Origin of the sequence: Falsiroseomonas sp. (genome assembly GCF_041690465.1) — a bacterium.
GTDB lineage: Bacteria > Pseudomonadota > Alphaproteobacteria > Acetobacterales > Acetobacteraceae > Falsiroseomonas.
The window spans coordinates 107,290-120,076 of the sequence record NZ_JAWLHG010000004.1 but is presented as its reverse complement, the minus strand read 5'-3'; the positions used below and the strand labels follow the sequence as shown (position 1 = coordinate 120,076).

Genomic DNA, 12,787 nt, shown 5'->3' with positions numbered 1-12,787 from the left:
GCGAGACTGGCCGGCGTGGTCCACGCGGCTTGATCAGCCGGCGAGAGCATGACGGAGGGCAGCCGAGTCGGGATCGCGCAGCATGGCGAGAGAAGCGCAATTGCGGCTTCGCCGGCGGCGGCGTCAGATTGTTGAGCCGGGTCGCGCGGGATGTCGCCGATGGGTGCCGGCGGCCTGCGGGTCAGCGCGCGGCGAAGACGTCGCTGCCGGAGCGGAGCTGGTTCTCGCGGAAGACGCGCTCCAGGCCATCCTTGGAACTGCGGGCGCGATAGGTGCGGTCCGTTGAGTCGCCGGGCAGGGCGCGGGTGATGGTGTAGGTGCCGCGGGGGATGTTGGTGTCCCAGGGACCGGGCAGGAATTCGACATCCTGGCCGACGGTGAACTTGTGCGGGGCCATGGGGAGGCCTCCTTGAGTGTGGGGGGTGGGCGAGGCCGCAAGCGGCCTCGCCCGGCGCCGATCAGGCGCGCTGCAGCCGGGCGGCCGAAAGCTTGCCCTGGTTGCCCTGCTCGAGCTCGTAGCCGAGCTTCTGGCCTTCCTGGAGGCTGTCCATGCCGGCGCGCTGGACTTCGGAGATGTGGACGAAGACGTCCTTGGAGCCGTCGTCGGGCTGGATGAAGCCATAGCCCTTGGTGGCGTTGAACCACTTCACGGTGCCAACATTCATGAGATCTTGTATTCCGATAGGCACGAGGACCGCCGCGCGGACATCGCGTGGCGGATCAGCCGGACGAGACGGAGGGGGGCCAAGCTCGGTGCTCCATGCAGGAGCGATGAGGACAGGCCGGACCGGACGCAGGGGTGACAGGCCCTACATGCGCCCTCGGGCGCCCGAATGCCAGCCTTTTCGGGTGACGCTTGCGTGTGGGGGTTCCGGCGTGGCGTTCGGGCCGCCGTCGGCGGTCAGTTCCGCGGCAGCCTGGCCTGGCTCGGCGCGTCCGGGTTCTGTGCGCGGTGTCGCAGCAGGTGGTCGGCGAGCACCAGCGCCAGCATCGCCTCGCCCACCGGCACGGCGCGGATGCCGACGCAGGGGTCGTGGCGGCCCTTGGTGCGCAGCTCCACCTCTCGCCCGAAGCGGTCCACCGAGTTCCGCGGCGTCAGGATCGAGCTGGTCGGCTTCACCGCGAAGCGTGCGACGACCGGCTGGCCCGTGCTGATCCCGCCGAGGATACCGCCGGCGTGGTTGCTCTCGAACCGCACCAGGCCGTGCTCGCCCATGCGCATCTCGTCGGCGTTCTCCTCGCCGGAGAAGCCGGCGGCGGCGAAGCCCGCACCGATCTCAACCCCCTTCACGGCATTGATGGACATCAGCGCCGCCGCGAGGTCGGAATCGAGCTTGCCGTAGATCGGGGCGCCGAGGCCGGGCGGCACGCCCTCGGCCACCAGCTCGATGATGGCGCCGAGGCTGCTGCCGGATTTGCGGGCGGCGCCGAGCTTCTCCTCCCACCGTGCGGCGGCGGTGGCGTCGGGGCAGAAGAAGGGGTTGTTGTCCACTTCCGCCCAGTCCCACTTCGCATTGTCCACCCAGTCGCCGCCGATGCAGACCAGCGCGCCGCGGATGGTGACGCCTTCCAGCACCTTGCGCGCGATGGCGCCGGCGGCGACGCGCATCGCCGTCTCGCGCGCGGAGGAACGGCCGCCGCCGCGGTAGTCGCGGATGCCGTATTTCAGCTCATAGGTCAGGTCGGCATGGCCGGGGCGGAACTGGTCCTTGATCTCGCCATAGTCCTTGCTGCGCTGGTCTTGGTTCTCGATCAGCAGCGAGATCGGCGTCCCAGTGGTCACGCCCTCGAAGGTGCCGGACAGGATCTTCACCTGGTCCGGCTCCTGTCGCTGAGTCACGAACTTGCTCTGACCGGGGCGGCGGCGGTCGAGGAAGGGTTGGATGTCGGCTTCAGTCAGCGGAATGCGGGGCGGGCAGCCATCCACGACGCAGCCGATGGCGGCGCCGTGGGATTCGCCCCAGGTGGTGACGCGGAACAGGTGGCCGAAGCTGTTGTGGGACATGGCGCGGCGTTCCTATCGCACCGGCGCCGGCACGTCACGCGCCGGCCGGGCCGTCCTCGTCCAGCACCTCGGCCAGCACGCGCCGGGCGGTCTCCACCTCGGCCGGGTTGGTGCCGGGCAGGCCGGCGAGCACGATCAGCGCCTTCCAAAGAACCCAGCCGCGCGCCCGCGCCAGGGTGCCGGCGTCCGGAGCGAGCGCATCGAGGAAGGCGCGGCGGCCCTGCCGATCCAGGAAGGTCCAGGCGAGGGCGAGATCGCAGGCCGGATCGCCAACGGCCATGTTGCCGAAGTCGATCACGGCCGCGAGGCGCCCCTCCCGCACCAGCAGATTGCCCGCGCTGAGGTCGCCATGCACCCAGACCGGTCGGCCGTCCTGCCTGCTCGCCAGCGCGGCATCCCAGGCCACCGCCGCCGCCGGCCTGTCGATGCGATTGCCGAGGGCCTCCAATGCCTGGTGCGTCTCCGCGTCGTAGACGGCAAGGGATCCACCGCGATGGAAGTTGTGGGCGCCGGGCGCGGGTCCGCCAATGGTATCGGCCTGCCAGAGGGCACGGAGGAAGCCCGCCACATCAGCCGCGAAGGCCGGCAGATCCGCGATGCGGGCCTGGATCGCCGGCTCGCCCTCGATCCAACGATAGACGGACCAGGACCATGGGTAGCCGCGCCCGGCATGGCCCTGGGCCAGCGGTTGCGGGATGGGGAGCGGCAGGGCCGAGGCGAGCACGGGCAGCCAGCGCTGCTCCTTGGCGACCTGGGCGACGTACCGCTCGGCGCGCGGCAGCCTTGCGACCATGTCGGCCCCGAGTCGGAAGGTGCAGTTGCACCAGCCGCCAGGCTCGACCGGGGTCACGGTCAGGTCGGACCACTGGGGGAACTGGTCGGAGACCAGCCGTGCAACCAGCGCCGTGTCGATCTCCCGCGGCGGCGACACGGAGGCGGGTCGGTCAGACCGTCGCGATGTCGGGAGCGTCCGGGTTCTTCATGCCGACGATGTGGTAGCCGCAATCCACGTGGTGGACTTCGCCCGTGACACCGGAGGACAGGCCGGAGAGCAGGTAGACCCCCGCACCGCCCACATCCTCGATCGTCACGTTGCGCTCCATCGGTGCGTTGTACTGGTTCCACTTCAGGATGTAGCGGAAATCGCCGATCCCGCTGGCGGCCAGCGTCTTGATCGGGCCGGCGCTGATCGCGTTCACCCGGATCCCCGCACTGCCGAGGTCGGCCGCCATGTAGCGCACGGATGCCTCCAGCGCCGCCTTCGCCACGCCCATGACGTTGTAGTGCGGCGTCACCCGCTCGGCGCCGAGATAGCTCATCGTCAGCAGCGCGCCGCCCGGCTTCATCAGCGGCACCGCCCGTTGCGCGACGGATGCGAAGGAATACACCGAGATGTCCATCGCCTGCAGGAAGGCCGCCCGCGGCGTGTCCAGGTAGCGGCCGCGCAGGAACTGCTTGTCGGCATAGCCGATGGCATGGACCAGGAAATCCAGCCCGCCCCACTCCGCCTTCACCCGCTCGAACACCGCATCCACGCTGGCGTCGTCGGTCACGTCGCAGGGCAGCACCAAGCTCGCGCCGGCCTGCTCGGCCAGCGGGCGCACCCGCTTCTCCAGCGCCTCGCCCTGGAAGGTGAAGCAGAGTTCCGCCCCCTGCGCAGCCACCGCGCGGGCGATACCCCAGGCGATGGAGCGGTCATTGGCCACCCCCATCACCACCCCCCGCCTGCCGGCCATCAGCGTGCCGCTGGGTACGGCAGCGACGGAATCGGGCGACTCGGGCTGGGGCATATGGGGACCGGAGCTTGTTGCGGAGGCTGGCGCGGGATGGCACATGCCCCACATCGGGGCAAGCCACCCGCCCGCAGGAGACTTCCCTTGGACCACCTCGCGCGTACGCCGGCGACGGATGATCCCATCACCCTTTTCGAGGCCTGGCTGGCCGAAGCGGCGAAGTCCGAGCCGAACGATCCCAATGCCGTGTGCCTGGCCACCGCCACGCCGGAGGGCCGCCCCTCCGCGCGCATGGTGCTGCTGAAGGGCGTGGATCCACGCGGCTTCGTCTTTTACACCAACCTCGAAAGCCGCAAGGGCGCCGAGCTCACCGCCAACCCCTTCGCGGCGCTGTGCTTCCACTGGAAGAGCCTGCAGCGCTCGGTGCGCGTCGAGGGCAGGGTGGAACGGGTGAGCGATGCGGAGGCCGATGTCTACTATGCCTCCCGCGCGCGCGGGTCGCGCATCGGCGCCTGGGCCAGCCGCCAGTCGCGCCCGCTGGAAGGCCGCTTCGCGCTGGAGAAGGCGGTGGCGGAATACACGCTGAAGTTCGGCCTGGGCGAGATCCCGCGCCCGCATTTCTGGTCCGGCTTCCGCCTGCTGCCTGACCGGATCGAGCTCTGGCGCGACATGCCCTTCCGCCTGCACGAACGCCGCGTCTTCCACCGCGCCAATGACGGGTGGGAGATGGAGATGCTGTTCCCGTGATCCTGCCATTCGATGACCGCAGGGCGCAGCGGCGCCCGCCGCGCGCACCGGCGGTCTGAATCGGATGGGCGGCATCCCGTCCGAGCAGCGCGAGGTCGCGGCGCTGCTCGGACGGCTGACCGGCGCGGCGCCGATCGAGACGCATATCTCCGCCGTCTTCGTCGGACCGCAGGACGCGTTCAAGCTCAAGAAGGCGGTGACGCTGCCCTTCCTCGACTTCGCCCCGCTGGCGGCGCGCGAACGCTTCGTGCGCCGCGAGCTGGAGCTCAACCGGCCCAACGCGCCGGGCATCTATCGCGAGGTGCTGCCCGTCACCCGCGGCGCCGACGGCGGGCTGGAACTCGGCGGCCCAAGGGGTCCAGGTCGCGAGGCGGTGGAGTGGGTGCTGCGCATGGCGCCCGTCCCGGCGGACCACTTCCTCGACGCCATCGCCGCGCGCGGCGGGCTGGAGCCGGTGCTGCTCGACGCGCTGGCGGATGCGGTGGCGGCGCTGCTCGCCGCCGCGCCGGTGGCTGCGGGCGTGGACGCGCCCGCGCGCATGGCGCGGGTGCTGGAAGGCAACATCGAGGGCTGCCTTGCCGCCGGGCTCGATGGCAGCCAGGTGGCGGCGGTGGCCGAGGCGATGCGCGCACGTCTCGCCAAGCTGGCGCCACTGATGGCGGCGCGCGCGGCGGCGGGCTTCGTGCGGCGCTGCCACGGCGACCTGCACCTCGGAAACCTCTGCCTGTGGGAAGGTCGGCCGGTCGCCTTCGATGCGCTGGAGTTCGACGAGGCGCTGGCGCGCATCGACACCGGCTATGAGCTGGCCTTCCTGCTGATGGATCTGGAGGTCAGGCTCTCGCGGCCGGCCGCCAACCGCGTGATGAACCGGGTGCTGGCGCGCAGCTTCGACATCGGGATGCTCGCCGCCTTGCCGTTCTGGATGGCGCAGCGCGCGCTGGTGCGTGCCAAGCTGGAACCGGCGCGCGGGCAGGACGGCATGCCCTACCTCGCCGCTGCGGCGCGGTTCCTGCGGGCCGTGCCGCCGCGGCTGGTGGCGATCGGCGGCCTGCAGGGCACTGGCAAGACCTGGCTGGCGCGCGACGTCGCACCGCTGCTCGGGGTGGCACCCGGTGCGCTGCATCTGCGCAGCGACGAGATCCGCAAGCGCCGCGCCGGCGTGCCGCCTGAACAGCGCCTGCCGCCCGAAGCCTACGCCGAGGCGGAGAGCCTCGCCGTGCATGCCGAGATGTTTGCCGCCGCGCGCCAGGCATTGGCGGGCGGGCATTCGGTGGTGCTGGACGCGGTCTTCCTCGACCCCGCCCACCGTGCGGCGGCCGAGGCGGCGGCCGGTGATGCCGCCTTCACCGGCATCTGGCTGGAGGCGCCGCTCGATGTGCTGCGGTCGCGGGTGGCCGGGCGCACCGGCGACGCCTCGGACGCCACGGTGGCGGTTCTGGAGCATGCGGCGAGGGCCGATCCGGGCCCAATCACCTGGCACCGGCTGGACGTCAGCGGCGACGCGCGCGCGATGTTGCGCAAGCATCTGGCCTTGAACGGCAATTCAGAGGCATAACGTTCAACAGGGAAGGCTTTGGGGAAGGGAGGTCGTGCGATGGCCTATCGCCGCCTGTTGCTGCCGCTCACCGGGACCGCTGCCGGGGAAGCCGCGCTCGCCACCGCGCTGATGGTGGCGCGCGTGTGGAACGCGCATCTGCACTGCCTGCATGTCCGCGTGGATGCGCGCGATGTCGCGCCGCTGGCCGGCGAGGGCCTTTCGGGCGCGATGATCGAGGAGATGATGGCCGCCACCGAACGCGAGAGCGGCGAGCGCGCCAACCGCGTGCGCCAGCTCTTCGAGCGCTTCACCACCGTCCATGGCGACGTGACGCTGGTGGCCGATGCCACGACCGCCGTGAAGACGCCGGGCGTCAGCCTCAGCTTCGAGACCATCTCGGGGCGCGAGGAGGATGTGGTGGCGCAGCAGTCCCGCCTGTTCGACATGGCCGTGGTGCCGCACCCCGAGGCGGAGGAGGATGTCAGCTCCTCCGACGCGCTGCATGCGGTGCTGTTCGATTCCGGCCGCCCGGTGCTGATCGCGCCGCGCGTGGCGCCGGCGACGATCGGCACGCGCGTGGTGATCGCCTGGAACGGCAGCGCGGAGAGTGCCGCGGCGGTGGCTGCGGCGCTGCCCTGGCTGCACCGGGCGCAGGCGGTGCGCATCCTCTATTCCGAGGACTACCAGCGCCGCGGTCCGGGTGCGGAGGGCATCCAGGCCTATCTGCGCTGGCACGACATCGAGGCCGAGGCGGTGCCGTTCAAGCCGGCGACGCGGGAGGTGGGTGCCGGGCTTCTGGGCGCGGCGCGGGATTTCGGCGCCGACCTGATGTGCCAGGGCGCCTACAGCCATTCGCGGCTGCGGCAGCTCATCCTGGGCGGGGTGACACGGCACGTGCTGGAGAATGCGGACCTGCCCGTTCTGATGTGCAGGTAGGCGGCACGCGGCTCGTCCGGCCGGCCGCGGAGCACCTTCCGGGCTACGCGGATGCGCTGCGGCGCGGCTTCGAGCCCTCCACCTATGCCGGCCCGGCCCTCGCTGCGGCGCATCTGGCGGCCATCGAGCATGACCCGGCGGCGTTCCTCGCCGGGCTCGAGGATGTCGAAGGCCGCGGCGCGGTGACGCTGCCGGACGGAAGCGAGGTGCCGCGGCTGCCGGGCTTCACCCGCTGGATTCTCGATCGCGGCTTCTGCGGCGTGATCCATGCCCGCTGGCAGACGGGAAGCACGGGACTGCCCGCCCATCTGCTCGGCCATGTCGGCTACCTGGTGGTGGCCTGGCGACGCGGGGAGGGGCAGGCGACCCGCGCGCTCGGCCTGCTGCTGCCGGAGCTTGCGCAGCTCGGCCTGCCCTGGGTGGAGCTGGTGACCGACCCGGCAAATGCTGCTTCGATCCGGGTGATCGAAGCGAATGGCGGCACCTTCCTGGAGCGCTTCACCAAGCTGCCCGCACATGGCGGGACGGAGGCGCTGCGCTTTCGCATCGCCCTGGGGCAGCCGGGGCGGGGCTGATCGGCGTCTCCGCGCAACATTGACGGGGTGAATGGGCCTCATCCGCACGCCCCTGCTGCGCAGGCGGCTGCCAGCGCCTATCTCGTGCGCCGAACAGACGGGCCCGGCCATGGCGCCGGGCGAGACGCGGGAGACCTTCCAGATGATCGAGATCCGCCCCTTCGCCAGCCTCGGCGGCGCCAACCATGGCTGGCTGAACGCGAAGCACCACTTCTCCTTCGCCAACTACCACGACCCCGACCGCATGAACTGGGGCCGGCTGCGGGTGTGGAATGACGACGAGATTGCCGCCGGTACCGGCTTCGACCCGCATCCGCACCGCGACATGGAGATCATCACCTATGTCCGGGAGGGTGCGATCACCCACAAGGACAACATGGGCAACGAGGGCCGCACCGAGGCCGGCGACGTGCAGATCATGAGCGCGGGCACCGGCGTGGTGCACGCCGAGTACAACCTGGAACCGCAGACCACGAAGATCTTCCAGATCTGGATCATGCCCGATCGCCTCGGCGCCAAGCCGAACTGGGGCGCGAAGCAGTTCCCGAAGGCGACGCGCGAGGCAGGGTTCGAGGTGCTCGCCTCCGGCCGTCCCGCCGATGCCGGCAACGGCGCGCTGCCGCTCAACGTGGATGGCGCGGTGATGGCGGCAACGCTGAAGAAGGGACAGACGCTGGTGCAGCCGCTCGGCGAAGGGCGCGCGGCCTATCTGGTGCCGGCGAAGGGCGCGGTCACGGTCAACGGCCAGGCCGCCGGCGCCCGCGACGGCATCGCGGTGGCGCGCGAGAGCGCCATCGAGATCACCGCCACCGAGGACGCCGAGCTGGTGATGGTGGAGGTCGCGGAGGGCTGAAGCCGGCAGGGCGCGCGCGAAGGCTGCGCGCGTCCGCCCTCCGCCAGCTGCCTGAAAGCCTTGTCGCGGGACGCTTTCCGGTCGCGCAGGTGCTCCCGGCGGCCTTACAGGATTACTCGACAGGCTCCGATACGTGACTTGCCGGGCGCATCAGCAGACGCAGTTCGCGACGCAGCAGCCCCACGGGATCGCGCCCCGGCGCGGCGGCGATCAGCGCACGATGCCCGCCGGGGAATACCGCATGCCGCGCGCCTGGCAGCAGGGTGGATGCCACCGGAACCAGCCCGTCATTCGGCCCGGCACCGCGGGCTTCCATCCAGCGCACCAGCGGCAGATAGGCCCGTTCGCGCCAGCTCGGCGCCTCGCCGAGCGCGGTGGCGAGGCTGGCGATCGGGACCTTCGCGGCCAGTGCTGCGATCTCCGCCTCATGCGCAGCCATCCACGGCTCGCGCAGCGCGCAGGTGAGGTCGGCGAGTCCCTGGCCGTCGCCAAGCCGCGCAGCGCGCAGGGCATGGTGCGCCAACTCCTTCAGCGGCCCGATGCCGAGCGCGGCATCCGCCACCGGCGAGCCGTGGAAAGGCGATTGCAGCGCCAGGAAGCCATGGCAGCGCGCCGCCACGCCGGGCAGCAGCAGCGCCGAAAGCGCCTCCAGCCCGCCCTTGCTGTGGGCGACCAGCACCACCGGCGAGGGCTCCGCCAGGATCGCCTCGGCGAGACGTGCGGCATTCTCGGCGACCGGCGCGGCGGTGGGCAGCGGCACGGGCGCGGCGGTCACACCGATGCGCCGCAGCCAGGCGAGCTGCCCCGCCATGTAGTCCATCCCGATCGGCCCGAGCCCGGCCAGCACCTCGCCGAGCAGCCCGTAGCAGAGCAGCACGCGGTGCCCGGCAAGCCGTGCAGCAAGCGCTGCCTCGGCTGCCGCGTCGGCGGCACCGTCAGTCAAGTGCGATCACCAGCTTGCCGAAGTTGCGCCCCTCCAGCAGGCCGATGAAGGCGGCCGGCGCCTGGGCGAGCCCGTGCACCACATCCTCCCTCCAGCGCAGCTTTCCCGCGGTGATGTGGCCGAGCATCTCGGCGCGGAAGGCGGCGTAGCGCGACCATCCGGTATCGCCGACGATGAAGCCCTGGATGCGCAGCCGCTTGCGCACCACGGGGCCGAGATTGGGCCCGGGCGGCGCGCCGGCGGCATCGGCGCCGGTGCTGGTGTTGTACTGCGCGATCATGCCGCACATCACCATGCGCCCGAAATTGTTGAACCGCGGGAAGACCGCCGCCTGCACCGCACCGCCGACATTCTCCCAGTAGACATCCACGCCGTCCGGGCAGGCGGCGTCGAGTTGCGGGTCGAGCGCGGCACGATGATCCACCGCGGCGTCGAAGCCGAGCTGGTCCTTCACGAAGGCGCATTTCGCCGCGCCACCGGCAATGCCGACCACGCGCGCGCCCGCGATCTTCCCGAGCTGGCCTGCCACCTGCCCGACCGCGCCCGACGCCGCCGAGACCACCAGCATCTCGCCCGCCTTCGGCTGGCCGATATCCGCAAGCCCCACCCAGGCCGTCAGCCCCGGCATGCCGAGCACGCCGAGCGCGGTGGAAGGCGGCGCCTCGGCCGGATCGATCGCGATCAGCGCCTTGGCGGGCCGCACGGAGAAGGTCTGCCAGCCGAAGCCGCCGAGCACCCAGTCGCCTTCCTTGAAGCGCGCATCGCGACTCGCGGCGACCTGCCCGACCGCCTGGCACTCCATCACGCCGCCGAGTTCCACCGGCTTGGCATAGGACCGCGCATCGTCCATCCGGCCGCGCTGATAGGGATCGAGGGAAAGGAAGCGGTGGCGCACCAGCACCTGACCGTCGGCGGGGACGGGCATCGGCGCCTCCTCCAGGCGGAAATCCTCGGGCACCGGGGCGCCTTGCGGGCGGCGGGCGAGCAGGATGCGGGGGTTGGTTTCGGGCATGTGTCGCTCCTTGCGGCGGGTATTATGGACGGGGTGGCACCGCCTGCGTAAACCGGGGGATAGGCGCGATGCGTGCTGCGGCGCCGCGGGCGCAACGCCAGAGGGAAGGGGCCGATCCATGACCACTCGACGCATCCTGCTCGGTGCGGCGCTCGCCGCGCCCGCGCTGCACGGCGCGCAGGCGCAGGGCGCCTGGCCGCAGCGCCAGGTGCGCTTCGTCGTCGCCTTCGCCCCCGGCGGCTTCACCGACGTGATCGGGCGCATGCTCGCCGAGCAGCTCGGCCCGATCTGGGGGCACACGGTGGTGGTGGAGAATCGCGGCGGCGCCGGCGGCGGTGTCGCGGCGCGGCAGCTCGCCCGGGCCACGCCCGATGGTTACGCCGCGCTGGTCACCACCGGCGCCTTCGCGATCAACCTGAGCCTGTCGCGCAACCCTGGCTACCGGCCGGAGGAATTCGACGTCGCTGCGGTGATCGCCGGCACGCCGAACCTCTTCGTGGTGCGCGCCGAGAGCGAGGCGCGGACGCTGCCCGACCTGGTGGAGCTCGGGAAGCGCCGGCCGCTGAACTACGGCACCGCCGGCGTCGGCGTGGCCGCGCATCTCTCGGCGGAGCTGCTGTTCAAGCGTGTCGGCGGCGTGGATGCGCAGCACATCCCCTACACCGGCGCGGGGCCGGCGATGCTGGCGCTGCTGGCCGGCAACATCGACATGGTCGCGACCTCGCTGCCCTCTGCCGTCAGCCAGATCAAGGATGGCCGGGCGCGCGGCCTGGCGGTGACAAGTGCCACGCGCAACTTCGCCCTGCCCGGGGTGCCGACCGTCGCCGAGGCCGGGTTCGAGCCGATCGTGGATGTCGCCTGGGTGGCGGTGATGTTCCCCGCCGGCACGCCGCGGCCGGTGCTGGAGAAGGCGAACGCCGACATCAACCGCGTGATGGCGACCCCGCTGTTCCAGCAGCGCCTGCGCGATGGCGGGTTCGAGCCGATCGGCGGCTCGCTCGACCAAGCCACGCGCTATGTCGCCGACGAGGTGCGCAACTGGCGAGAGGTGGTGCGCGTGGTGAACGTTCAGATCGACTGAGCCGCGCATGCTGCTGCTCCGCGACGGCCTGAAGATCCACGCCGACCTGCTCGGCGCGCGCGACCGGCAGGTGGTGTGCCTGGTGCATTCGCTCGGCGCGGATGGCGGCATGTGGGCGGAGCAGGTGCCGGTGCTGCTGGAAGCCGGATACGCGGTGCTGCGCATCGACCTGCGGGGCCATGGCGGCAGCGGTGCGCCGCCCGGCCCCTACGCGATGCAGGCGCTTGGCGAGGATCTCGCCTTCGTGCTGCGCCAGCTGGGTCTCGGGCCGGTGCATTATGTCGGGCTGTCGCTCGGCGGCATGAGCGGGCAGGCGCTGGCGCTGGACCACCCATCGCTGCTGCGCTCCGTCGTCATCTGCGATGCGCTGCCGGAATCGCTGCCGAACGCGGCCGAGATCTGGAGCCCGCGCATCCGCGCGGTGCGCGCGGCGGGTAGTTGCGCCCCGATCGCCCAGGCGACGATCGAGCGCTGGCTGACGCCGCAATTCCAGGCCGCGAATCCCGCGCGCTGGGCGGAGATCCTGGCGACGATCGCCGCGACCGACGCCGAGGGCTATGCCGGTTGCGCCGAGGCGATCAGCGCCTTCACCCACGTCGCGCGGCTGCCTTCGCTCGCCATGCCGGCGCTGATCCTCTGCGGCGCGGACGACCACGCCGTGCCACCGGCCGAGGGCGAGCGCATCGCCCGCCTGGTGCCGGATGGCCGCTTCCACGCCATACCCGGCGCGCGCCACCTGCCGAATGTCGAGCAGCCGGCGGCGTTCAACCGGATCCTGATGGACTGGCTGGCACGCAGCGGCTGAGCGACGGCCCGCTACCCGCCCCGGCGCGGCGTGCCGATCGCCTCGAGGCGCGCGAGGAAGGCGGCACGCGCGGCATCGAAATCCTGGTCGGGCAGCATCGGCGGCAGGCTGTCCGCGCCGGTATAGGCGATGTACCAGCCGCCGCCCGTCTCCGGGTCCTCGTCATGCCGGCGAAGCCAGCCGAGGCTCGCGACCTCGTCGCCGCGGCGGTGGGAGATGTAGCGGTCCACCGTCACCACCCTGTTGCGCTGGCGGCCGCCGACCTTCGGCTCGCCATTCGCCGCGGTGAATTTGTGCGGCTGCGGCGTGCCTTCCGGCGGCGCCAGGTCGAACTCCTCCGCGGCCTCCCGCGCCAGCTGCGCCAGCAGCTCGACGGCCTTGGGCCGCGTGCGCAGCCTTCCGGCGGCCGGCTGCTGCTTCGGCATCGCGGCGAGGTTCCGCAGGATCTCGCGCGCCGCGGCGTGGCGCTTCGCCTGCCGGGCATCGGCGAGCACGCGCTCCGCGTTGCTGCGCAGCGCTTCGAGCTCCGACCTGCTCTTGCTTTCGAGGGATATGGTCAC

The 12,787-nt window shown here is 71.7% G+C and carries 15 protein-coding genes; 7 read left to right on the top strand and 8 right to left on the bottom strand.

Annotation, left to right across the window (positions count from 1 at the left end; all coding sequences use genetic code 11):
* Positions 1-181: 181 nt before the first annotated feature.
* From ACESM1_RS06430 to fabI, 5 genes are all read right to left on the bottom strand, one after another.
* Positions 182-397 (bottom strand): hypothetical protein, encoded by a 216-nt coding sequence (locus ACESM1_RS06430; RefSeq protein ID WP_372618819.1) that lies wholly within the window; start codon positions 395-397, stop codon positions 182-184.
* Positions 398-458: 61 nt separating this feature from the next.
* Positions 459-665, bottom strand: coding sequence for a cold-shock protein (locus ACESM1_RS06425; RefSeq protein WP_372618817.1), 207 nt, complete (start codon positions 663-665; stop codon positions 459-461).
* A gap of 236 nt (positions 666-901) precedes the next feature.
* Positions 902-2,005: a chorismate synthase gene (aroC, locus tag ACESM1_RS06420; RefSeq protein WP_372618815.1), complete on the bottom strand. Its 1,104-nt coding sequence runs from the start codon at positions 2,003-2,005 to the stop codon at positions 902-904.
* Positions 2,006-2,039: 34 nt separating this feature from the next.
* Positions 2,040-2,936 carry an aminoglycoside phosphotransferase family protein gene (locus ACESM1_RS06415; protein ID WP_372618813.1) on the bottom strand — a complete coding sequence of 299 codons (897 nt, stop codon included), beginning with the start codon at positions 2,934-2,936 and terminating at the stop codon, positions 2,040-2,042.
* A gap of 13 nt (positions 2,937-2,949) precedes the next feature.
* Positions 2,950-3,795, bottom strand: a complete 846-nt coding sequence (gene fabI / locus ACESM1_RS06410) for an enoyl-ACP reductase FabI (RefSeq protein ID WP_372618811.1) — start codon at positions 3,793-3,795, stop codon at positions 2,950-2,952.
* An 87-nt stretch (positions 3,796-3,882) separates the two neighbouring features.
* Here fabI and pdxH point away from each other — a divergent pair, with 87 nt between their 5' ends.
* The 5 genes from pdxH (at position 3,883) to ACESM1_RS06385 (ending at position 8,386) form a co-directional block, all read left to right on the top strand.
* Entirely contained in the window at positions 3,883-4,485 is a 603-nt protein-coding gene (gene pdxH, locus ACESM1_RS06405; RefSeq protein WP_372618809.1) for a pyridoxamine 5'-phosphate oxidase, read from the top strand.
* 64 nt (positions 4,486-4,549) lie between these two features.
* A complete protein-coding gene (locus ACESM1_RS06400; RefSeq protein ID WP_372618807.1) occupies positions 4,550-6,040 on the top strand; it encodes an AAA family ATPase in 1,491 nt (496 codons plus the stop codon).
* 39 nt (positions 6,041-6,079) lie between these two features.
* Positions 6,080-6,958 carry a universal stress protein gene (locus ACESM1_RS06395; RefSeq protein ID WP_372618805.1) on the top strand — a complete coding sequence of 293 codons (879 nt, stop codon included), beginning with the start codon at positions 6,080-6,082 and terminating at the stop codon, positions 6,956-6,958.
* Positions 6,949-7,533 (top strand): GNAT family N-acetyltransferase, encoded by a 585-nt coding sequence (locus ACESM1_RS06390; RefSeq protein ID WP_372618804.1) that lies wholly within the window; start codon positions 6,949-6,951, stop codon positions 7,531-7,533. The genes ACESM1_RS06395 and ACESM1_RS06390 overlap by 10 nt, the downstream gene beginning before the upstream one ends.
* Before the next feature lie 142 nt (positions 7,534-7,675).
* Positions 7,676-8,386, top strand: a complete 711-nt coding sequence (locus ACESM1_RS06385) for a pirin family protein (protein ID WP_372618802.1) — start codon at positions 7,676-7,678, stop codon at positions 8,384-8,386.
* A 112-nt stretch (positions 8,387-8,498) separates the two neighbouring features.
* On the opposite strand, the gene ACESM1_RS06380 is transcribed toward ACESM1_RS06385, so the two are convergent.
* Together ACESM1_RS06380 and ACESM1_RS06375 are read right to left on the bottom strand one after the other, a co-directional pair.
* On the bottom strand, positions 8,499-9,329 hold the full coding sequence (locus tag ACESM1_RS06380; protein WP_372618799.1) for a hypothetical protein: 831 nt from the start codon (positions 9,327-9,329) through the stop codon (positions 8,499-8,501).
* Entirely contained in the window at positions 9,322-10,341 is a 1,020-nt protein-coding gene (locus ACESM1_RS06375) for an NADP-dependent oxidoreductase (RefSeq protein ID WP_372618797.1), read from the bottom strand. Before ACESM1_RS06375 ends, ACESM1_RS06380 begins: the two co-directional genes overlap by 8 nt.
* A gap of 118 nt (positions 10,342-10,459) precedes the next feature.
* On the opposite strand from ACESM1_RS06375, the gene ACESM1_RS06370 reads away from it, so the two are divergent.
* Entirely contained in the window at positions 10,460-11,422 is a 963-nt protein-coding gene (locus ACESM1_RS06370) for a Bug family tripartite tricarboxylate transporter substrate binding protein (RefSeq protein ID WP_372618795.1), read from the top strand.
* Positions 11,423-11,429: 7 nt separating this feature from the next.
* Positions 11,430-12,227 carry an alpha/beta fold hydrolase gene (locus ACESM1_RS06365; protein ID WP_372618793.1) on the top strand — a complete coding sequence of 266 codons (798 nt, stop codon included), beginning with the start codon at positions 11,430-11,432 and terminating at the stop codon, positions 12,225-12,227.
* A gap of 11 nt (positions 12,228-12,238) precedes the next feature.
* On the opposite strand, the gene ACESM1_RS06360 is transcribed toward ACESM1_RS06365, so the two are convergent.
* Positions 12,239-12,787: a hypothetical protein gene (locus ACESM1_RS06360; RefSeq protein ID WP_372618791.1), complete on the bottom strand. Its 549-nt coding sequence runs from the start codon at positions 12,785-12,787 to the stop codon at positions 12,239-12,241.

Excerpts from the sequence above, each read along its gene's own strand:
- ACESM1_RS06395 (WP_372618805.1), top strand. The coding sequence starts at position 6,080 with ATGGCCTATCGCCGCCTGTTGCTGCCGCTCACCGGGACCGCTGCCGGG.
- ACESM1_RS06370 (WP_372618795.1), top strand. The coding sequence starts at position 10,460 with ATGACCACTCGACGCATCCTGCTCGGTGCGGCGCTCGCCGCGCCCGCG.
- ACESM1_RS06385 (WP_372618802.1), top strand. The coding sequence starts at position 7,676 with ATGATCGAGATCCGCCCCTTCGCCAGCCTCGGCGGCGCCAACCATGGC.
- ACESM1_RS06400 (WP_372618807.1), top strand. The coding sequence starts at position 4,550 with ATGGGCGGCATCCCGTCCGAGCAGCGCGAGGTCGCGGCGCTGCTCGGA.
- ACESM1_RS06375 (WP_372618797.1), bottom strand. The coding sequence starts at position 10,341 with ATGCCCGAAACCAACCCCCGCATCCTGCTCGCCCGCCGCCCGCAAGGC.
- fabI (WP_372618811.1), bottom strand. The coding sequence starts at position 3,795 with ATGCCCCAGCCCGAGTCGCCCGATTCCGTCGCTGCCGTACCCAGCGGC.
- ACESM1_RS06365 (WP_372618793.1), top strand. The coding sequence starts at position 11,430 with ATGCTGCTGCTCCGCGACGGCCTGAAGATCCACGCCGACCTGCTCGGC.
- ACESM1_RS06425 (WP_372618817.1), bottom strand. The coding sequence starts at position 665 with ATGAATGTTGGCACCGTGAAGTGGTTCAACGCCACCAAGGGCTATGGC.
- aroC (WP_372618815.1), bottom strand. The coding sequence starts at position 2,005 with ATGTCCCACAACAGCTTCGGCCACCTGTTCCGCGTCACCACCTGGGGC.
- ACESM1_RS06430 (WP_372618819.1), bottom strand. The coding sequence starts at position 397 with ATGGCCCCGCACAAGTTCACCGTCGGCCAGGATGTCGAATTCCTGCCC.